The organism is Salmonella sp. A29-2 (assembly GCF_020150755.1).
In the GTDB taxonomy this organism is placed as follows: domain Bacteria; phylum Pseudomonadota; class Gammaproteobacteria; order Enterobacterales; family Enterobacteriaceae; genus Salmonella; species Salmonella enterica.
Genome location: NZ_CP083731.1, coordinates 1528074 through 1547899 on the forward strand (window position 1 = coordinate 1528074; position 19826 = coordinate 1547899).

Here is a 19826-nt window from a genome sequence, read left to right on the forward strand (position 1 = left end):
TATGTTTATCCTTGAAACGCTGAATTTTGTTGTTGATATTTTAAAAGTGCCCTCGGTGCTTGTAGGGTTAATTGCGCTGATTGGTCTGGTGGCGCAGAAAAAAGCGTTTTCCGATGTGGTGAAAGGCACGATTAAAACCATTTTAGGTTTTATTGTGCTTGGCGGTGGCGCAACCGTACTGGTGGGTTCATTAAATCCGCTAGGGGGTATGTTTGAACACGCTTTTAATATTCAGGGCATTATTCCTAATAATGAAGCGATAGTCTCAATCGCGCTGGAGAAATATGGCGCGTCCACGGCGTTAATTATGGCATTTGGTATGGTGGCCAATATTGTCGTGGCGCGCTTTACGCGTCTTAAATATATCTTTTTGACCGGGCATCACACCTTTTACATGGCCTGTATGATTGGCGTAATCCTGACCGTGGCGGGGTTCGAGGGCGTAGGGCTGGTCTTCACCGGATCGCTGATCCTGGGGCTGGTGATGGCTTTCTTCCCGGCGTTGGCCCAACGTTATATGAGGCGGATTACCGGTACCGATGACATTGCGTTTGGTCACTTCGGTACCCTGGGATATGTGCTTTCCGGCTGGATTGGCAGCCTGTGTGGTAAAGGCTCCCGCTCCACGGAAGAGATGAACCTGCCGAAAAACCTCAGTTTTTTACGCGACAGTTCTATCTCGATTTCGCTGACCATGATGATTATCTATCTGATCATGGCAGTCAGCGCTGGGCGTGAGTATGTCGAAGCGACGTTTAGCGGCGGGCAAAACTATCTGGTGTACGCCATCATCATGGCAATCACCTTCGCCGCCGGCGTATTCATCATTCTGCAAGGCGTCCGTCTGATTCTGGCGGAAATTGTTCCGGCCTTTACCGGCTTTTCAGAAAAACTGGTGCCAAACGCGCGTCCGGCGCTGGACTGCCCGGTGGTGTATCCCTATGCCCCTAACGCGGTACTGATTGGTTTCCTGTTCAGTTTTCTCGGCGGGCTGGTGGGGCTGTTCCTGCTTGGACAGATGAAGCTTGTGTTAATCCTGCCAGGCGTTGTGCCGCACTTCTTTACCGGCGCGACCGCAGGCGTCTTTGGCAATGCCACCGGCGGTCGCCGCGGGGCGATGATCGGCGCATTTGCTAATGGTCTATTAATCACTTTCCTGCCAGTGCTGTTACTGCCGGTTCTCGGCGCGATCGGCTTCGCCAATACCACGTTCTCGGATGCTGACTTTGGCGTAATCGGTATTTTGCTGGGCAACCTGGCGCGTTATCTGTCGCCGATGGCTATCACGGGGCTGGTGGTGGCGCTATTCGCGCTACTGGTGGCGTACAACGTGTTGGCCAAAAACAAAAAAGCGACTGCCGAAGTGCAGGAAAATAGCGGAGCGAAAGAATGAACGTAACCGAAATCACCCAACTGGCGCGCGACATTCGCGTCGCCACGCTCAAATCCTTAAACCATCTTGGCTTTGGTCACTATGGCGGCAGCATGTCGGTAGTGGAAACTCTGGCGGTTCTGTACGGCGCGGTGATGAAAATCGACCCTGCCGACCCGGACTGGCCGGAACGCGATTACTTCGTACTGTCGAAAGGCCATGCGGGCCCCGCGTTGTACAGTACCCTGGCGATTAAAGGCTATTTCCCGCGCGAAGAGCTGAATACGCTTAACCAGAACGGCACCCGTCTTCCCAGCCATCCGGATCGGCTAAAAACGCGCGGCGTGGACGCCACGACCGGCTCACTGGGACAGGGCATCTCTATTGCGGGCGGAATGGCGTTGTCGCATAAACTGGCGCGGCGACCCAACCGGGTATTTTGCATTGTCGGCGATGGCGAGCTCAATGAAGGGCAGTGCTGGGAGGCGTTTCAGTTTATTGCCCACCACCGCCTGAATAATCTGACCGTTTTCATTGACTGGAATAAACAGCAGCTTGACGGCGAACTGGAGGAGATTATCAATCCGTTCGATCTGGAAGGGAAATTCCGTGCGTTTGGTTTCGATGTCGTCACCGTCAAAGGCGATGATATCGCCGGACTACTGGCGGTGGTTCAGCCTGTGCCGCCCGCCGATGCCCGGCCACGGGTTGTGATCCTTGACAGCATTAAAGGGCAGGGGGTGCCATGCCTGGAGCAGTTAACGAATTCTCACCACTTACGCCTGACGGATGGCATGAAGCAGACGCTCAATGAGGCCATTCATCAACTGGAGGTCATGCATGATTAAGCTTGCGCCCGCAGGGCTTAAAGACGATATCGAAATGCGCAAAGTTTACGCCGGTTTTGTCGCCGGGCAGATTGAGGCTGGAAGCCCAATTATTGCGCTTGAGGCTGATTTAATGAGCTCAATGGCGATGGACAGCGTGGCGCGTGACTACCCGCAGCATGTCATTAACTGCGGTATTATGGAGGCGAATGTGATTGGCACGGCGGCGGGACTGGCGCTGACCGGTCGCAAACCGTTTGTGCATACCTTTACCGCTTTTGCCAGCCGTCGCTGTTTTGATCAGCTCTTTATGGCGCTGGATTATCAGCGTAACAACGTCAAAGTGATCGCCTCCGATGCCGGAGTGACGGCGTGCCATAACGGCGGCACCCATATGTCTTTTGAAGATATGGGGATTGTTCGCGGGCTGGCGCACTCCGTAGTACTGGAGGTGACGGATGCGGTGATGTTCGCGGATATTTTACGCCAGCTAATGGACCTGGACGGTTTTTACTGGCTGCGTACCATCCGTAAGCAGGCGCGGAGTATCTATGCGCCAGGCTCTACCTTTACCATTGGCAAGGGCAACGTACTGCGCGAGGGCGATGATATTACGCTTATCGCCAACGGCATTATGGTGGCGGAGGCGCTGGAGGCGGCGCGCCAACTGGAGCAGGAAGGCGTGAGCGCCGCGGTCATTGATATGTTCACCTTAAAGCCTATCGATCGCATGTTGGTGAAAAACTACGCGGAAAAAACGCGGCGTATCGTCACGTGTGAAAACCACAGCATCCATAATGGACTGGGGTCAGCGGTGGCGGAAGTGCTGGTGGAAAACTGCCCGGTGCCGATGCGCCGTGTTGGCGTCAAAGAGCGTTATGGGCAGGTAGGAACGCAGGATTTCTTACAACAAGAGTACGGACTCACCGCCGAAGCGATTGTAGAAGCCGCGAAATCACTGCTTTAATCATGGAGATATTGCCGGATGGCGCTGATGCTCATCCGGCATTTTGGATCAATGATATCCCATCATCTGCGCGCCAATGACGACCACGCTGGACATAATAAACAGTAGTCCCAGCAGCGACGCCCCCACTTTCAGCCAGTTGCGAAAATCGACCCGGCACACGCCCAGCGTGGCCATCAGCGAGGCCGATGTCGGATAGATAATATGGCTGAAGCCATCGCCAAACTGGAAGGCCAGAACCGTCACCTGACGGTTAACGCCGACCAGATCGCCGAGCGGCGCCAGTAATGGCATGGTTAACGCCGCCTGGCCCGAACCGGACGTGACAAAGAAATTAAATACCGCCTGGAAGAGCAGCATAAACCAGGCGGCGATAGCATTATTAAGCCCGCTGATGCCATGCGCGATACTGTTAAGCAACGTATTGAGCACGCTGGGTTCCCCGGCTTCGCCGTTGCCGACCAGCAGCAGAATGCCTTTGGCAAAACCCACCAGCAAGGCGGGTGCGATCATCATCCTCGCCCCTTCGGTGAATGAGGACGCCATCACGTTGACCGTCATACCGTTGAGGCGGAAGATAACGCTGATGAGGCCGATCACCACGCCCATGGTGAAAAACTGGCTGGCGATCTCCGGAATAAACCAGGCGTGGACAATCACGCCCCAGACGACCCAAATCATTACGCCGGTCAGGACCAGCAGTACCAGCCAGTCACCAAAGGTGAAAGGGCGCTGGACGACTTCATCCTGCTGTTCGCGGAAATAGCGATCGGATTCGTGGACGCGGGACAGCAGCGGATTCTTTTTCACGCGTGAGGCGTAGACCAGCGTAAAAACCAGCCCAATCAGCGTGGCGACAATCCAGACCACAATACGCAGCCCGGAGCCGGAAAGTACCGGCACGCCGGCAATCCCCTGGGCGACGACTACGCAGAAAGGGTTCATCCACGAACTGGCAAAGCCAATTTGGGTGGCGATATAGGTCACCAGGACGGTGGTAATGCTGTCATAGCCCAGCCTGACCATCAGCGGGGCTATGATAATTGCAAAGGCGACCGCCTCTTCGCCCATGCCAAATACGGCGCCCCCTAACGAAAAGAGGACAAATAGCACCGGAATAAACAGGACTTCGTTGCCCCGCGTGTGGCGAATAAGCGCCAGAATGCCGTTATCCACGGTGCCGGTACGCATCACGATGCCGAATGCGCCGCCAATCACCAACATAAACATAATGATGCCGACGGCAGTGCCGAATTTCGATCCGGATGTTAACCCTTCAAACGGAAAATTCATCAGCCCTGGTCTTTCATCGCCGGTAGTGAAAAATTGTACGCGATGATACTGCGCTTCCCCGGCCTCATTGGTCACAATGCGAAAAGAGTGCGGGTCGACGACCTTGCGGGTTTTTGTCTGACCATCGACCTGATACTGCACTTCCTGGCTATCAAACATCCCAACGGGGACGACCCAGGTGGCGATACTGGTTAAAATGGCGACAAAAAAGATGATGACCAGCGTATCGGGCATTGCCCATTTTCTGGCTGTTTTTGATTCTGTAACGACAGACATGACAGACTATCCCTGTTGCAAAGCAAAGAGGCTAAGTATGAGAAGAAGGGAATAGTTATTCATTGATGCAGCGCAGTTAAGCAAAAAATTCCGCTTTGCAGGGTAAATAGCAGAATGCCGGATGGCGATGCTAACGCGTCTTATCCGGCCTACAACGGTATTTCACCTGTAGGCCGGACAAGGCGTTCACGCCGCCATCCGGCATTGGCTTTTACTGTTACTGCTGCTGCTGAGAAGCCTGAATTGCCGTCAGGGCGATGGTATAGACGATATCGTCAACCAGCGCGCCACGGGACAGGTCGTTCACCGGCTTGCGCATACCCTGCAGCATCGGCCCGATGGAGATCAGGTCGGCAGAACGCTGTACCGCTTTGTAGGTGGTGTTACCGGTGTTCAGATCCGGGAAAATGAACACGGTAGCGCGACCCGCAACCGGCGAGTTCGGCGCTTTGGATTTCGCTACGTCAGCCATGACCGCGGCGTCGTACTGCAACGGACCGTCGATCATCAGGTCAGGACGTTTTTCCTGCGCCAGACGCGTCGCTTCACGTACTTTCTCTACGTCGCTGCCCGCGCCAGAGGTGCCGGTGGAGTAGGAGAGCATTGCCACACGCGGTTCGATACCGAAGGCAATGGCGGAATCCGCAGACTGAATCGCGATTTCTGCCAGCTGCTCTGCAGTCGGGTCTGGGTTGATTGCGCAGTCGCCGTAAACGTAAACCTGTTCCGGCAGTAGCATAAAGAACACAGAAGAGACCAGGGAGCTACCCGGCGCCGTTTTAATAAGCTGCAGCGGCGGACGGATGGTGTTGGCGGTGGTATGAACCGCGCCGGAAACCAAGCCGTCGACTTCGTCTTGCTCCAGCATCAGCGTGCCGAGCACCACGTTGTCTTCCAGCTGTTCGCGGGCAACCGGTTCGGTCATGCCTTTGCTCTTACGCAGCTCAACCAGGCGAGCGACATAGCTTTCACGCACCACTTCCGGATCGACGATTTCAATACCTGCGCCCAGCTCAACGCCCTGAGATGCCGCGACGCGGTTGATTTCATCCGGGTTGCCCAGCAGTACGCAAGTGGCGATGCCGCGTTCAGCGCAGATTGCCGCCGCTTTGACGGTACGCGGTTCGTCGCCTTCCGGCAGCACTACGCGTTTACCGGCTTTACGCGCCAGCTCGGTCAGTTGGTAGCGGAACGCCGGCGGAGAGAGACGACGGCTACGCTCGGAAGTGGCGGTCAGCGACTCGATCCACTCAGCGTTAACGTAGTTCGCGACGTATTCCTGAACTTTCTCGATGCGCTCATGGTCATCAACCGGGACTTCCAGATTGAAGCTTTGCAGGCTCAGCGAAGTCTGCCAGGTGTTGGTGTTCACCATAAAGACCGGCAGACCGGTGGCGAATGCGCGTTCGCACAGTTTAGAAATGCGTGCGTCCATTTCATAGCCGCCGGTCAGCAACAGAGCGCCGATTTCTACGCCGTTCATCGCGGCCAGGCAAGCTGCGACCAGTACGTCCGGACGGTCAGCGGAGGTCACTAACAACGATCCTGCGCGGAAATGTTCCAGCATATGCGGAATACTACGCGCGCAGAACGTAACGGATTTAACGCGGCGGGTTTTGATATCGCCTTCGTTAATGATGGTGGCGTTCAGGTGACGCGCCATATCGATAGCGCGGGTCGCAATCAGGTCGAAGCTCCACGGCACCGCGCCCAGAACCGGCAGCGGGCTGGATTCCTGCAGTTTAGCAGGATCGATTTTGATCACCTGCGCTTTGGAAGAGTCGTCAAAGATCTCCGACAGATCCGGGCGAGTACGGCCTTGTTCATCAACCGGCGCATTCAGTTTGTTGATGATAACGCCGGTGATGTTGGTGTTTTTCGCGCCGCCGAAGCTGCTGCGCGTCAGTTCGATACGCTCGTTAAGCTGTTCTGGCGTGTCGGTACCCTGAGACATGACAAAAACGATTTCCGCATTCAGAGTTTTCGCGATTTCATAGTTCAGAGACTGAGCGAACTGATGTTTACGGGTCGGAACCAGACCTTCAACCAGCACCACTTCCGCGTCTTTGGTATTCGCATGGTAGTTCGCGATGATCTCTTCCATCAGCACGTCTTTCTGGTTGCTGGAGAGCAGAGATTCAACGTGGCTCATCTTCAGCGGTTCAGCCGCCGGCAGGGTAGAGTTCGCGCGAACGATAGTGGTGGTCTGGTCAGGCGCATCGCCGCCAGCGCGAGGCTGGGCGATAGGCTTAAAGACGCTCAGACGAACGCCTTTGCGTTCCATAGCACGGATGACGCCGAGGCTGACGCTGGTCAGGCCGACGCTGGTTCCGGTAGGGATCAGCATAATAATACGGGACACGGTTTATCCTCTTTCGTTACCGTCTTTTGGGGACGGGTTACAAAACAGCACCGCCAGCGAGGCTGGCGGTGTGAAATCAGGCAGTCAGACGGCTCGCGTCCTGCGCGATAACCAGTTCTTCGTTGGTTGGGATCACCACCGCCGGACGGGTACCTTCTTTGTTGATGAAACCAGATTTGCCGAAGCGGGCCGCCAGGTTACGTTCGTGGTCGACTTCAAAGCCCAGTACGCCCAGTTTGCCCAGAGACAGTTCGCGAACCATCGCGGCGTTTTCACCGATACCGCCGGTGAACACGACTGCATCCAGACGACCGTCCATCAGAGCGGTGTAAGAACCGATGTACTTCGCCAGGCGGTGGCAGTAAACGTCCATCGCACGTTTTGCGTCTTCTTTGGTGGCGTAGTTGTCTTCAACATAACGGCAGTCGCTGGTCACTTCAGTCAGACCCAGCAGACCGGACTCTTTGGTCAGCATTTTGTTGATCTGATCTACGCTCATGCCCAGAGTGTCGTGCAGGTGGAAGATAATCGCAGGGTCGATATCGCCGGAACGGGTACCCATGACCAGGCCTTCCAGCGGGGTCAGACCCATAGAGGTATCCACGCATTTACCGTTACGGATAGCGGAAACAGAACCGCCGTTGCCCAGGTGGCAGGTGATAATGTTCAGTTCTTCTACCGGCTTGTTCAGCATTTTTGCCGCTTCCTGAGTTACATAGAAGTGGCTGGTGCCGTGTGCGCCATAGCGACGAACGCCGTGTTCTTTATACAGGCTGTACGGCAGGGCATACAGGTAAGATTCTTCCGGCATGGTCTGATGGAAGGCGGTGTCGAATACTGCAACGTTTTTATCTTTCAGCTGCGGGAAAGATTTCAGCGCTTCGGCGATACCAATCAGGTGAGCCGGGTTATGCAGCGGTGCGAAAGAAGCGGAATCTTTGATGCCCTGAATGACGGACTCATCAATGACTACGGAGCTGGTATACTTCTCGCCGCCGTGTACGATACGGTGACCAATTGCAGTTAACTGCGCAGACAGTTCTGGTTTTTGTGCCAGAATAGTGTTAACGATAAAGTTCAGCGCTTCACTGTGAGCGGCGCCTGCACCTAAAGCCGCTTCTTGTTTACTGCCGTCCATTTTCCATTTGATGCGTGCTTCTGGCAGATGGAAACATTCGGCTAAACCAGAAAGGTATTCATCACCATTAACTGCATCAATAATTGCAAATTTCAGTGAAGAACTACCGCAGTTCAGAACCAGTACTAACTTACTCGACATGGAAGTACCTATTTATGATACGTGGCTAAAAAAACGTCAGTGAGCCATAGAGCGTAGCGCATGATAGCCCTGACATTTATGATTAACATCATGCGCAGGAGTTTTTTTGGGCATGATGGAAGAAATACCTTTGAGTCTATGCCATTTTGCGTATTTTTCAGCCAATGGCATACTATGTGTAATATTGACGACTCAATGATTTTAAACTACCGGCCTTTGACAGGCCGACACAGGATACCTGATAGTGGGTATCGAAGACAAAATGTTTTGAACGTTGTCCCTCGCAGTTGTTGTTTTGCACAAATTTTTTAAATTTTATATGTGAAGTTGAGGTAGGCCATGTCGACACCGGATAATCGCTCCGTAAATTTTTTTAGCTTATTTCGCCGGGGGCAGCACTACGCGAAGACGTGGCCGATGGAAAAGCGGCTGGCGCCCGTTTTCGTCGAAAACCGCGTCATTCGTATGACGCGCTATGCCATACGATTTATGCCGCCTGTCGCCGTCTTTACATTATGCTGGCAGATAGCGCTGGGCGGTCAGTTAGGTCCGGCCGTGGCGACCGCGCTGTTCGCCCTGAGCTTGCCTATGCAGGGATTATGGTGGTTAGGGAAACGTTCCGTGACGCCGTTGCCGCCTTCAATCCTTAACTGGTTTTACGAAGTTCGCGGTAAATTGCAGGAGGCTGGACAAGCGCTGGCGCCGGTAGAAGGAAAGCCGGATTACCAGGCATTAGCTGACACGCTTAAGCGCGCCTTCAAACAACTGGATAAAACTTTCCTGGATGATTTGTAATTGACCCCGGATTACGCATATAAAAGAAGGCATACCAATGCCTTCTTTTTTTCATCGCTATAGCGTGATACAGGAGTTCAAAATGGAAATGACCAACGCGCAACGTCTGATTTTGTCTAACCAGTACAAAATGATGACGATGCTCGATCCCACCAACGCCGAGCGTTACCGTCGCTTACAAACAATTATTGAACGCGGCTACGGCCTGCAGATGCGCGAGCTGGATCGCGAGTTTGGCGAGCTGACGGAAGAGACCTGTCGTACCATCATCGATATTATGGAGATGTACCATGCGCTGCACGTCTCCTGGACCAACCTCAAAGATACGCAAGCCATCGACGAACGTCGCGTCACCTTCCTGGGGTTTGACGCTGCGACGGAAGCGCGTTACCTCGGCTATGTCCGTTTTATGGTGAATATAGAAGGACGCTACACTCACTTTGACGCCGGGACGCACGGCTTTAATGCCCAGACGCCGATGTGGGAAAAATACCAGCGGATGTTGAATGTCTGGCATGCCTGCCCGCGTCAGTACCACCTGAGCGCGAATGAAATCAATCAAATCATTAATGCCTGAGGAGGCTCGCGTGCAGTGTAAAGGTTTTCTGTTTGATCTGGATGGAACGTTGGTTGACTCATTACCTGCCGTCGAACGCGCGTGGTGTAGCTGGGCCGATCGTTTTAACCTTGCTCATGATGAGGTGCTGGGCTTTATTCATGGCAAACAGGCGATCACCTCGTTGCGGCATTTTATGGCGGGTAAATCGGAGGCGGAAATTGCCGCTGAGTTTACGCGCCTGGAGCAAATAGAAGCCACTGAAACCGCAGGGATCACCGCGCTGCCGGGGGCAGTCGATTTACTCAATCACCTGAATAAAGCGGGCATTCCGTGGGCTATCGTCACCTCCGGTTCAATGCCGGTCGCGCGTGCGCGCCATCAGGTCGCGGGCCTTCCAGCGCCAGAGGTGTTTGTCACCGCCGAACGAGTCAAACGCGGCAAACCGGAGCCGGATGCGTATTTGCTGGGCGCACAACTGCTTGGCCTGGCCCCTCAGGAGTGCGTCGTAGTAGAAGATGCCCCGGCTGGCGTGCTGTCCGGACTGGCTGCGGGCTGCCACGTCATTGCGGTCAATGCGCCGGCCGACACGCCGCGTCTGGCGGATGTTGATTTTGCGTTGGATAGCCTGACGCAATTATCGGTCGCTAAACAACCAAACGGCGATGTGGTGGTGTTAAGAAAGACCTGATCATGATATCGCCCCGCTTTGGCGGGGCATATTTATGGCAGAATCGCGTTATCTTCTCATCTGACAAGGATATGTTGTGAACGGTGAATTGATTTGGGTTCTCTCTTTACTGGCGATTGCCGTCGTGTTGTTTGCGACGGGCAAAGTACGTATGGATGCGGTGGCTTTATTCGTCATTGTTGCTTTTGTCCTTAGCGGTACCTTGACCCTTCCGGAAGCCTTCTCCGGCTTTAGCGATCCGAATGTCATTCTTATCGCCGCCTTATTTATTATTGGCGATGGCCTCGTACGCACCGGCGTTGCGACGGTGGTTGGTACCTGGCTGGTTAAAATGGCGGGCAGCAGTGAAATCAAAATGCTGGTTTTACTGATGATCACCGTCGCCGGACTTGGCGCTTTCATGAGTTCAACCGGCGTGGTGGCGATCTTTATCCCCGTTGTTCTTAGCGTTTCTATGCATATGCAGACCTCGCCTTCGCGCCTGATGATGCCGCTGAGTTTTGCCGGGCTTATCAGCGGAATGATGACGCTGGTGGCGACGCCGCCGAACCTGGTGGTTAACAGTGAACTGCTGCGTGAAGGCCTGCACGGGTTCAACTTTTTTAGCGTGACGCCGCTGGGGATAGTGGTGTTGGCGCTCGGCATTGTTTATATGCTGGTGATGCGCTTCATGCTAAAAGGCGATGCGCCCGGACAACAGGCCGGTAAGCGGCGCACTTTCCGCGATCTTATCCGCGAGTACCGTCTGACGGGGCGCGCTCGTCGTCTGGCGATTCGCCCCGGTTCGCCAATGGTGGGACAGCGGCTGGACGACCTTAAACTGCGCGAACGTTACGGCGCCAATGTCATCGGCGTTGAACGCTGGCGGCGCTTTCGGCGGGTTATCGTCAATGTGAACGGCGTATCGGAGTTTCGCGCTCGCGACGTTCTGCTGATTGATATGTCGGCGGCGGAGGTTGACCTCAGAGAGTTCTGCGCCGAGCAACTGCTGGAACCGATGGTATTGCGTGGAGAATATTTTTCCGATCAGGCGTTGGATGTCGGGATGGCGGAAATTTCGCTTATTCCGGAGTCTGAACTGATTGGCAAGTCGGTGCGTGAAATCGCCTTCCGTACACGTTACGGGCTGAATGTGGTCGGCCTGAAACGCGACGGTGTCGCGCTGGAAGGGTCGCTGGCCGATGAGCCGTTATTGATGGGCGATATCATTCTGGTCGTGGGGAACTGGAAGTTAATCAGCCTGCTGGGGCAAAAAGGCCGCGACTTTGTAGTGCTGAATATGCCGGTCGAGGTCAGCGAAGCCTCTCCTGCGCACAGCCAGGCGCCGCACGCCATTTTCTGCCTGGTACTGATGGTGGCGCTGATGTTGACCGATGAAATTCCCAACCCGATCGCGGCGATTATCGCCTGCCTGCTGATGGGAAAATTTCGCTGTATTGATGCTGAAAGCGCATATAAAGCGATCCACTGGCCGAGTATTATCTTGATTGTGGGTATGATGCCGTTTGCGCAGGCGTTGCAAAAAACCGGCGGCGTCTCTCTGGTCGTGCAAGGGTTAATGAATATCGGCGGCGGCTATGGGCCATATATGATGCTGGGATGCCTGTTCGTGCTGTGTGCCGTCATAGGACTGTTCATTTCTAACACGGCAACGGCGGTGCTGATGGCGCCGATTGCGCTGGCGGCGGCGAAATCGATGGGTGTGTCGCCCTATCCGTTTGCGATGGCGGTAGCGATGGCGGCATCCGCCGCCTTTATGACGCCGGTTTCATCGCCGGTCAATACTCTGGTTCTGGGGCCGGGAAACTATAGCTTTAGCGATTTTGTGAAGCTTGGCGTGCCGTTCACGCTTATTGTGATGGCGGTTTGTATTGTGATGATTCCAATGTTGTTTCCGTTTTAACCCAGGCTGGAAAAGGCCTGATGGCGCTACGCTTATCAGGCCTACGGGAAGAACGGTAGGCCGGATAAGTCGTTAGCCGCCATCCGGCAACTAAAGCGGTGAATCCTGGCTTATCTCGTCAAGAGAGAGATGGAAGCTTGGTACGAACACCGCCATAAAATAGTCCATCTCCTGGCTGCGACGTAATTCCAGCGTTTTTTCCAGCCGCGTTTTTGCCAGTCCAAACTCATTGTTTCCCGCTGAGAGCTCCTCCAGGCATTTCAGGTAGGCGCAAAGCGCATCGGCCTGTTTTACGATTGCCTGTTCTTCTTCGCTCCAGGCATTCTCATCAATAAGCGGTGCGAAAATATCGCGTAATTCATCCGGCGCCATATCAACCAGCTTTTGCTGGGCGATTTTTTCGATCGCTTTATATTCCTGGGCTATCTGGGAATTAAAATATTTTACCGGCGTCGGCAGATCGCCGGTCAGTACTTCCGAGGCATCATGATACATCGCCAGAAGCGCGATGCGTTCAGCATTGAGCTGACCGCCAAATTTACGGTTTTTTATCGCCGCCAACGCATGGGCGACCATCGCCACCTGCAGACTATGTTCGGAGACGTTTTCCGTACGCACGTTACGCATCAGCGGCCAGCGGTTAATCAACTTCATGCGGGAGAGATGGGCGAAAAAATGGCTCTGCTTCATAGATTACCTTTTGTTTTCACTGCGGCAGACTTCATTGTGCGGGGAGGGGGATGAAGATGCAATTCAGGCTACCGAAGTAGCCTGAATTTAAGATTATTGATGGTAACCTGAGAGGAAACGCCCAAAACGGTTGATGGCCATCTCCAGGTCATCTTCACGCGGTAGCGTCACAATGCGGAAGTGATCCGGCCACGGCCAGTTAAAGGCGGTACCTTGCACCAGCAGCACCTTTTCCTGTAGCAGGAAGTCCAGCACCATCTTCTGGTCGTCGTGAATATTAAAACGTTTAGCGTCGATCCTGGGGAACATGTACAACGCGCCGCGAGGTTTTACGCAGGAAACGCCGGGAATATCGTTAATCAACTCCCAGGCGCGGTTACGCTGTTCATACAGTCGACCGCCCGGCAGAATAAATTCACTAATGCTTTGATAGCCGCCGAGCGCGGTCTGAATAGCATGTTGCGCCGGGACGTTGGCGCACAGGCGCATTGAGGCTAACATCTCCAGCCCTTCAATATAGCCCTTCGCATGTTTTTTCGGCCCGTTTAGCACCATCCAGCCCTGGCGGAAGCCGGCGACGCGATAGGTTTTAGACAAACCATTAAAGGTGATGGTCAGCAGATCAGGCGCCAGTGCGGCGATAGAGTGATGCTCGGCATCGTCATAGAGAATCTTGTCATAAATTTCATCGGCGAAGATGATGAGATTATGCTCGCGCGCAATGTTGACAATTTCCATCAACAATTCTTTAGAATAGACGGCGCCAGTAGGGTTGTTTGGATTAATAATGACAATACCACGCGTACGTGGGGTGATTTTGGCGCGGATATCGTCAAGGTCCGGGAACCAGTCGGAAGATTCATCGCAAAGATAATGTACCGCCTTGCCGCTGGAGAGCGATACCGCCGCTGTCCATAACGGATAATCGGGCGCGGGAACCAGCATTTCATCGCCACTGTTAAGCAACGCCTGCATCGCCTGAACGATCAGCTCGGAAACGCCGTTACCGATATAGATATCTTCCACGGTTACATCGCGCATTCCACGGGCCTGATAATGCTGCATAATCGCTTTACGGGCGGAATAAAGCCCTTTCGAGTCGCAATATCCTTGCGCCGTCGGCAAATTACGAATGACATCGACCAGAATTTCGTCCGGCGCTTCGAATCCGAAGGGGGCGGGGTTGCCGATATTCAGTTTAAGAACTTTATTACCTTCTTCCTCAAGGCGTTTCGCTTCTTTCAGAACGGGGCCACGAATGTCATAACAGACATTTTCGAGTTTGCTGGATTTTTCAATGGGGGACATGAATCTTGACCTTTTAGCTGTTATTGCCACTCCCTGCCGTGGAAGTCAGCACGAAACAATGTACTCCCACGACGGTGAGTTTTGAAGAGTGAACAGAAGAAGATTTTGTTTATTTTTAACGCGCTTTCGTACTGTTTAAAACTTCATAAAATCATTTGGTTAGATGCATTTTCTATTTTTGTCTTTATATATAGTGTTTTATTCTATGTGATTGCGCGTAATGTGGTTTTTTATGTTGTCAGAAATTATCTGTTTTATGAGAGATAAGCATTCATCATTAGTGTCGCGCTGGCTATTTCGGAAATACTGAGTATTAAAGGTAAAATGTGAAGGTTAGACCTTTCCGGCGGCGGGGGGTGTGAAAGTATTGTTAAGTATAATTAATGAATGGTAGAAATCTTAATTAATTATTATTTAATATTTAAAAAGCATTTACTAAAGTCGTAATAATATCTTTCTGGTCCGATTAGTATAACATATCCCAGGTTAAGATTATTCGTAATAATACTTATAAATATAGCGGTTTTAGGTTAAGATAATGATCCGAAACGGGGGCGTAGTCTGCGTTGTCTGCTAATTATCATGACGCGATTTTATACATAACCTATTGTTCAATATATTGTTTTTGTATCTGTGCGTCTCGGTAAACTATTTGACGCTGTTACAAGATTTACACGTCCATCATTAGCAGAAATCTGTAGACGCCTAAAGGTATGACACATTCTCTTTGATATATCCCGATCAGTTGCATTTGGTATTATATCAGTAAGTAAGAGAAGTGTTTTGGTCGTATTTTCAATTACATTCTAACATTTACCTGGGTAACCAGGCGGTACTGCGAAGGATGCACATTACAAATGGAATTGCTTGTTTCTGAATGCACAGCATTAACCAGGTCAGCCCGATATGACCCGCCAGTAAGTGAAAAATTATGATAAATGCAAATCGTCCGATAATTAACCTCGATCTCGATCTGCTGAGAACGTTCGTGGCCGTTGCCGATCTGAACACCTTCGCCGCGGCGGCGGCGGCGGTATGTCGTACTCAGTCTGCGGTCAGTCAGCAAATGCAGCGTCTTGAGCAACTCGTGGGAAAGGAATTGTTCGCCCGCCATGGCCGTAACAAACTTTTGACCGAACACGGTATCCAGCTTCTGGGGTACGCCAGAAAAATCCTGCGTTTTAATGATGAGGCGTGTTCATCATTAATGTTCAGTAATCTTCAGGGAGTGTTAACAATCGGCGCTTCTGATGAATCAGCTGATACTATCCTGCCTTTTTTGCTTAGCCGAATCAGCTCGGTTTATCCGAAACTCGCGCTTGATGTACGGGTAAAACGCAACGCCTATATGGTGGACATGGTTAAATCGCAGGAAGTAGATTTGGTGGTGACGACTAACCAACCTCATTCGCTGGACTGTCTGAATTTGCGGACCTCGCCCACCCATTGGTATTGTGCGGCTGAGTATGTTTTGCAAAGGGGAGAGCCCGTACCACTAGTCCTGCTGGACGATCCCAGTCCATTCCGCGATATGGTGCTGGAGACGCTAAATGCAGCGGGTATTCCCTGGCGGCTGGCCTATGTGGCGTCTACATTACCGGCGGTACGCGCGGCCGTTAAAGCCGGTCTTGGCGTAACGGCTCGACCTGTCGAAATGATGAGTCCCGACCTTCGCGTGCTGGGCGCCGCAGACGGATTACCGCCTTTGCCGGATACGGAATATCTGTTGTGCCGCGATCCCAATAGCCAGAACGAGCTGGCGATGGTGATTTTCCATGCGATGGAAAGCTATCAAAACCCATGGCATTACAACCAGTTTTCTGCAGAGGGCGGAGATGATCCGCTGATGGTGGAAGGGGGTTTTGAGTAGCTCGCCGGCAAAAGGCGCTAAGTCGTAAATGTAAAAAAGAGCCGCTGGCGATGAAAAAACGCTCAGTGGCTCTTTTTTTGTGCCCATCTGTACGCGCTTAACCGCACAAATTGTAAAAGTTGCGGTAAATCAGCCAGTAGCGATTCGCAGTTCAATGTGGGTAAAAAATAACCAGAACATCCATTTTATGAATTTGCATGTTAAAAAACTAGAGAAATTGTTGCTGTTTTAGGGGGTGAATTAACAAAAGCGTGTCACAGATCAAGAAAATACTCCCATTTAGGGGGAGGCATCTTCACAAATTCCTGTCAAAATAGGTGTGTGTTATTTCTTTTGCTTCACAACGGACACGATTCAACAACATAAAATCCCCCCTGGTCGAAGAGTCATTTTCTCCAGGATGGCACTTAATGTTAATGATGATGAATTGATGTAAATTAATGTGAAGGAACTTTTGTTAAAGTTGACAAAAGGTTATAGAAAGGAGTAAAAAACCACATCAATTAGCTGTTTTTATCATTTTCTACAGTAATTGTAGGGTTTTTTTTATTCCTCCCCATGAATCGATGTGGCGCCCATCTGCCGTAAAGAGCAGAGAAACTGGCGCTACTTTTGATGAGTAAGCAATGAGTATGTCAACATCCACTGAAGTCATCGCTCATCACTGGGCATTCGCTATCTTTCTTATCGTTGCCATTGGCCTGTGCTGCCTGATGCTGGTAGGCGGTTGGTTTTTGGGCGGTCGCGCACGCGCGAGGCACAAGAACGTTCCGTTTGAATCAGGTATCGACTCGGTCGGCACCGCCCGCTTACGCCTGTCTGCCAAGTTTTACCTGGTAGCCATGTTCTTCGTTATCTTCGACGTTGAAGCGCTGTATCTGTTCGCATGGTCGACTTCTATCCGCGAAAGCGGCTGGGTTGGCTTTGTGGAAGCTGCAATTTTTATTTTTGTGTTACTGGCTGGTCTGGTTTATCTGGCGCGTATTGGCGCGTTGGACTGGACGCCCGCGCGTTCACGCCGCGAGCGTATGAACCCGGAAACGAACAGTATCGCTAATCGTCAACGCTAACCGCGAGGCATTAAGATGGATTATACGCTCACCCGCATAGATCCTAACGGTGAGAATGACCGTTACCCCCTGCAAAAACAGGAGATCGTAACCGACCCCCTGGAGCAGGAAGTTAACAAAAACGTGTTCATGGGCAAACTGCATGACATGGTTAACTGGGGCCGTAAAAACTCAATTTGGCCCTACAACTTCGGCCTTTCTTGCTGCTATGTAGAGATGGTGACCTCTTTTACCGCAGTGCATGACGTCGCCCGTTTCGGCGCGGAAGTGCTGCGTGCGTCGCCACGTCAGGCTGACCTGATGGTGGTGGCCGGTACCTGCTTTACCAAAATGGCCCCGGTTATTCAGCGTCTGTATGACCAAATGCTGGAGCCAAAATGGGTCATTTCTATGGGCGCCTGCGCCAACTCCGGCGGCATGTACGATATTTATTCGGTAGTGCAGGGCGTTGATAAGTTTATCCCGGTGGATGTGTATATCCCTGGCTGTCCGCCGCGTCCGGAAGCGTATATGCAGGCGTTGATGCTGCTGCAAGAATCGATTGGCAAAGAGCGCCGTCCGCTCTCATGGGTGGTGGGCGATCAGGGCGTGTATCGCGCCAATATGCAGCCAGAACGCGAACGTAAACGCGGCGAGCGTATTGCCGTCACGAACCTGCGTACCCCGGACGAGATTTAATTTGCGCCTGTCGGCAGCAGCACTTCACTTCGCTAACCACTATTTTAATAGCGCGAAGCACTGCCGACCACCACGGACCATTTGCAATGGTGAACAATATGACCGACTTAACCGCGCAAGACGCTGCATGGAGTACCCGCGATCATCTTGATGATCCGGTTATCGGCGAACTGCGCAACCGTTTTGGGCCGGATGCCTTTACCGTTCAGGCGACCCGCACCGGTATCCCCGTTGTTTGGGTCAAGCGTGAACAACTACTGGAGGTTGGCGATTTCTTAAAGAAACTGCCGAAACCTTACGTCATGCTGTTTGACTTACACGGCATGGATGAACGCCTGCGTACGCACCGTGACGGGTTACCCGCCGCGGATTTTTCCGTTTTCTACCACCTGATTTCCATTGAGCGTAATCGCGATATCATGCTCAAGGTGGCGTTGTCTGAAAACGACCTGCGCGTGCCGACCTTCACTAAACTTTTCCCTAACGCCAACTGGTACGAGCGTGAGACCTGGGAGATGTTTGGTATTGATATCGAAGGTCACCCGCACCTGACGCGCATCATGATGCCGCAAACCTGGGAAGGCCATCCGCTGCGTAAAGATTATCCGGCGCGCGCGACCGAATTCGACCCGTTTGAGCTGACCAAAGCCAAGCAGGATCTGGAAATGGAAGCGCTGACCTTTAAGCCGGAAGACTGGGGGATGAAGCGCGGGACTGACAACGAGGACTTTATGTTCCTCAACCTCGGCCCGAACCACCCATCTGCGCACGGTGCGTTCCGTATTATCCTGCAACTTGACGGCGAAGAAATCGTCGACTGCGTGCCGGATATCGGCTATCACCATCGCGGCGCCGAAAAAATGGGCGAGCGCCAGTCCTGGCATAGCTACATTCCCTATACCGACCGTATCGAATACCTCGGTGGTTGCGTCAATGAAATGCCGTACGTGCTGGCGGTAGAAAAGTTGGCAGGGATCACCGTCCCGGATCGTGTGAACGTCATCCGCGTGATGCTCTCTGAACTGTTCCGCATTAACAGTCATCTGCTGTACATCTCGACCTTTATTCAGGACGTCGGCGCGATGACGCCGGTCTTCTTTGCCTTTACCGACCGGCAGAAAATTTATGACCTGGTGGAAGCCATTACCGGTTTCCGTATGCACCCGGCCTGGTTCCGTATCGGTGGCGTCGCGCACGACTTGCCGCGCGGTTGGGATCGCCTGCTGCGAGAGTTCCTTGAGTGGATGCCGAAGCGTCTGGACTCTTACGAGAAAGCCGCGCTGCGTAACACCATTCTGAAAGGGCGTTCGCAGGGCGTTGCCGCTTACGGCGCGAAAGAGGCGCTGGAGTGGGGCACCACCGGCGCAGGGCTGCGCGCGACCGGGATCGACTTCGACGTACGTAAATGGCGTCCATACTCTGGCTACGAAAACTTTGACTTTGAAGTGCCGGTGGGCGGCGGCGTTTCCGACTGCTATACCCGCGTGATGCTGAAAGTGGAAGAGCTGCGCCAGAGTCTGCGCATTCTTCAGCAGTGCCTCGATAACATGCCGGAAGGCCCGTTCAAAGCGGATCACCCGCTGACCACGCCGCCGCCGAAAGAGCGCACGCTGCAACATATCGAAACCCTGATCACCCACTTCCTGCAGGTCTCCTGGGGCCCGGTGATGCCGGCGCAGGAGTCCTTCCAGATGGTGGAAGCGACGAAGGGGATTAACAGTTACTACCTGACCAGCGACGGCAGCACTATGAGCTACCGTACCCGCGTGCGCACGCCGAGCTTTGCGCACCTGCAGCAGATTCCCTCGGCGATCCGCGGTAGCCTGGTCTCCGACCTGATTGTCTATCTGGGTAGTATCGATTTTGTTATGTCAGATGTGGACCGCTAA

At 52.9% G+C, this 19826-nt stretch carries 17 protein-coding genes; 12 read left to right on the forward strand and 5 right to left on the reverse strand.

Annotation, left to right across the window (positions count from 1 at the left end):
* Window position 1: 1 nt before the first annotated feature.
* The 3 genes from K8W53_RS07455 to K8W53_RS07465 are packed head-to-tail and all read left to right on the forward strand — an operon-like array spanning window position 2 to window position 3166.
* Window positions 2–1393 (forward strand): PTS ascorbate transporter subunit IIC, encoded by a 1392-nt coding sequence (locus K8W53_RS07455; protein WP_001522266.1) that lies wholly within the window; start codon window positions 2–4, stop codon window positions 1391–1393.
* The gene (locus tag K8W53_RS07460; protein WP_001103267.1) at window positions 1390–2220 is read left to right on the forward strand and encodes a transketolase; all 831 of its coding nucleotides are present in this window, start codon (window positions 1390–1392) and stop codon (window positions 2218–2220) included. Before K8W53_RS07455 ends, K8W53_RS07460 begins: the two co-directional genes overlap by 4 nt.
* Window positions 2213–3166 (forward strand): transketolase family protein, encoded by a 954-nt coding sequence (locus tag K8W53_RS07465; RefSeq protein WP_000593026.1) that lies wholly within the window; start codon window positions 2213–2215, stop codon window positions 3164–3166. Before K8W53_RS07460 ends, K8W53_RS07465 begins: the two co-directional genes overlap by 8 nt.
* Before the next feature lie 48 nt (window positions 3167–3214).
* On the opposite strand, the gene yfcC is transcribed toward K8W53_RS07465, so the two are convergent.
* The 3 genes from yfcC to ackA all read right to left on the reverse strand — a co-directional run bounded on the left by yfcC (window position 3215) and on the right by ackA (window position 8376).
* Window positions 3215–4735 carry a putative basic amino acid antiporter YfcC gene (gene yfcC / locus K8W53_RS07470; protein WP_023223772.1) on the reverse strand — a complete coding sequence of 507 codons (1521 nt, stop codon included), beginning with the start codon at window positions 4733–4735 and terminating at the stop codon, window positions 3215–3217.
* Between the two features lie 217 nt (window positions 4736–4952).
* Entirely contained in the window at window positions 4953–7097 is a 2145-nt protein-coding gene (gene pta / locus K8W53_RS07475; RefSeq protein ID WP_000086692.1) for a phosphate acetyltransferase, read from the reverse strand.
* A gap of 76 nt (window positions 7098–7173) precedes the next feature.
* Entirely contained in the window at window positions 7174–8376 is a 1203-nt protein-coding gene (gene ackA, locus K8W53_RS07480; protein ID WP_000095689.1) for an acetate kinase, read from the reverse strand.
* A 339-nt stretch (window positions 8377–8715) separates the two neighbouring features.
* Between ackA and yfbV the strand changes: the two genes are divergently transcribed.
* The 4 genes from yfbV to K8W53_RS07500 all read left to right on the forward strand — a co-directional run bounded on the left by yfbV (window position 8716) and on the right by K8W53_RS07500 (window position 12321).
* The gene (gene yfbV / locus K8W53_RS07485) at window positions 8716–9171 is read left to right on the forward strand and encodes a terminus macrodomain insulation protein YfbV (RefSeq protein ID WP_000106617.1); all 456 of its coding nucleotides are present in this window, start codon (window positions 8716–8718) and stop codon (window positions 9169–9171) included.
* Between the two features lie 82 nt (window positions 9172–9253).
* On the forward strand, window positions 9254–9748 hold the full coding sequence (locus K8W53_RS07490) for a YfbU family protein (RefSeq protein ID WP_000426135.1): 495 nt from the start codon (window positions 9254–9256) through the stop codon (window positions 9746–9748).
* Window positions 9741–10418, forward strand: a complete 678-nt coding sequence (locus tag K8W53_RS07495) for a sugar phosphatase (RefSeq protein WP_001555201.1) — start codon at window positions 9741–9743, stop codon at window positions 10416–10418. Before K8W53_RS07490 ends, K8W53_RS07495 begins: the two co-directional genes overlap by 8 nt.
* A 76-nt stretch (window positions 10419–10494) precedes the next feature.
* Window positions 10495–12321 carry an SLC13 family permease gene (locus tag K8W53_RS07500; RefSeq protein WP_001012857.1) on the forward strand — a complete coding sequence of 609 codons (1827 nt, stop codon included), beginning with the start codon at window positions 10495–10497 and terminating at the stop codon, window positions 12319–12321.
* A gap of 90 nt (window positions 12322–12411) precedes the next feature.
* Here the strand turns inward: K8W53_RS07500 and yfbR are convergent, their stop codons facing one another.
* Together yfbR and alaA are read right to left on the reverse strand one after the other, a co-directional pair.
* Window positions 12412–13011: a 5'-deoxynucleotidase gene (gene yfbR / locus K8W53_RS07505; protein WP_000813882.1), complete on the reverse strand. Its 600-nt coding sequence runs from the start codon at window positions 13009–13011 to the stop codon at window positions 12412–12414.
* Window positions 13012–13104: 93 nt separating this feature from the next.
* Window positions 13105–14319 carry an alanine transaminase AlaA gene (alaA, locus tag K8W53_RS07510; RefSeq protein WP_000074540.1) on the reverse strand — a complete coding sequence of 405 codons (1215 nt, stop codon included), beginning with the start codon at window positions 14317–14319 and terminating at the stop codon, window positions 13105–13107.
* Window positions 14320–15250: 931 nt separating this feature from the next.
* On the opposite strand from alaA, the gene lrhA reads away from it, so the two are divergent.
* The 5 genes from lrhA to nuoC all read left to right on the forward strand — a co-directional run bounded on the left by lrhA (window position 15251) and on the right by nuoC (window position 19826).
* Window positions 15251–16189, forward strand: coding sequence for a transcriptional regulator LrhA (lrhA, locus tag K8W53_RS07515; RefSeq protein WP_000606288.1), 939 nt, complete (start codon window positions 15251–15253; stop codon window positions 16187–16189).
* Between the two features lie 79 nt (window positions 16190–16268).
* Entirely contained in the window at window positions 16269–16421 is a 153-nt protein-coding gene (locus K8W53_RS07520) for an STM2329 family putative cytoplasmic protein (RefSeq protein WP_001121022.1), read from the forward strand.
* Between the two features lie 394 nt (window positions 16422–16815).
* Complete coding sequence (gene nuoA / locus K8W53_RS07525; RefSeq protein WP_000062993.1) at window positions 16816–17259, forward strand: NADH-quinone oxidoreductase subunit NuoA; 444 nt, start codon at window positions 16816–16818, stop codon at window positions 17257–17259.
* Window positions 17260–17274: 15 nt separating this feature from the next.
* Window positions 17275–17937, forward strand: coding sequence for an NADH-quinone oxidoreductase subunit NuoB (gene nuoB, locus K8W53_RS07530; RefSeq protein WP_000386728.1), 663 nt, complete (start codon window positions 17275–17277; stop codon window positions 17935–17937).
* Window positions 17938–18023: 86 nt separating this feature from the next.
* Window positions 18024–19826: an NADH-quinone oxidoreductase subunit C/D gene (gene nuoC / locus K8W53_RS07535; protein ID WP_000247855.1), complete on the forward strand. Its 1803-nt coding sequence runs from the start codon at window positions 18024–18026 to the stop codon at window positions 19824–19826.

What these genes read in the sequence shown, in the direction of transcription:
- nuoB (WP_000386728.1), top strand. Translation starts at nt 17,275, where the DNA reads ATGGATTATACGCTCACCCGCATAGATCCTAACGGTGAGAATGACCGT.
- nuoA (WP_000062993.1), top strand. Translation starts at nt 16,816, where the DNA reads ATGAGTATGTCAACATCCACTGAAGTCATCGCTCATCACTGGGCATTC.
- K8W53_RS07460 (WP_001103267.1), top strand. Translation starts at nt 1,390, where the DNA reads ATGAACGTAACCGAAATCACCCAACTGGCGCGCGACATTCGCGTCGCC.
- nuoC (WP_000247855.1), top strand. Translation starts at nt 18,024, where the DNA reads ATGGTGAACAATATGACCGACTTAACCGCGCAAGACGCTGCATGGAGT.
- K8W53_RS07455 (WP_001522266.1), top strand. Translation starts at nt 2, where the DNA reads ATGTTTATCCTTGAAACGCTGAATTTTGTTGTTGATATTTTAAAAGTG.
- ackA (WP_000095689.1), bottom strand. Translation starts at nt 8,376, where the DNA reads ATGTCGAGTAAGTTAGTACTGGTTCTGAACTGCGGTAGTTCTTCACTG.
- lrhA (WP_000606288.1), top strand. Translation starts at nt 15,251, where the DNA reads ATGATAAATGCAAATCGTCCGATAATTAACCTCGATCTCGATCTGCTG.
- yfbR (WP_000813882.1), bottom strand. Translation starts at nt 13,011, where the DNA reads ATGAAGCAGAGCCATTTTTTCGCCCATCTCTCCCGCATGAAGTTGATT.
- yfcC (WP_023223772.1), bottom strand. Translation starts at nt 4,735, where the DNA reads ATGTCTGTCGTTACAGAATCAAAAACAGCCAGAAAATGGGCAATGCCC.
- K8W53_RS07495 (WP_001555201.1), top strand. Translation starts at nt 9,741, where the DNA reads ATGCCTGAGGAGGCTCGCGTGCAGTGTAAAGGTTTTCTGTTTGATCTG.
- K8W53_RS07490 (WP_000426135.1), top strand. Translation starts at nt 9,254, where the DNA reads ATGGAAATGACCAACGCGCAACGTCTGATTTTGTCTAACCAGTACAAA.
- alaA (WP_000074540.1), bottom strand. Translation starts at nt 14,319, where the DNA reads ATGTCCCCCATTGAAAAATCCAGCAAACTCGAAAATGTCTGTTATGAC.
- yfbV (WP_000106617.1), top strand. Translation starts at nt 8,716, where the DNA reads ATGTCGACACCGGATAATCGCTCCGTAAATTTTTTTAGCTTATTTCGC.
- K8W53_RS07465 (WP_000593026.1), top strand. Translation starts at nt 2,213, where the DNA reads ATGATTAAGCTTGCGCCCGCAGGGCTTAAAGACGATATCGAAATGCGC.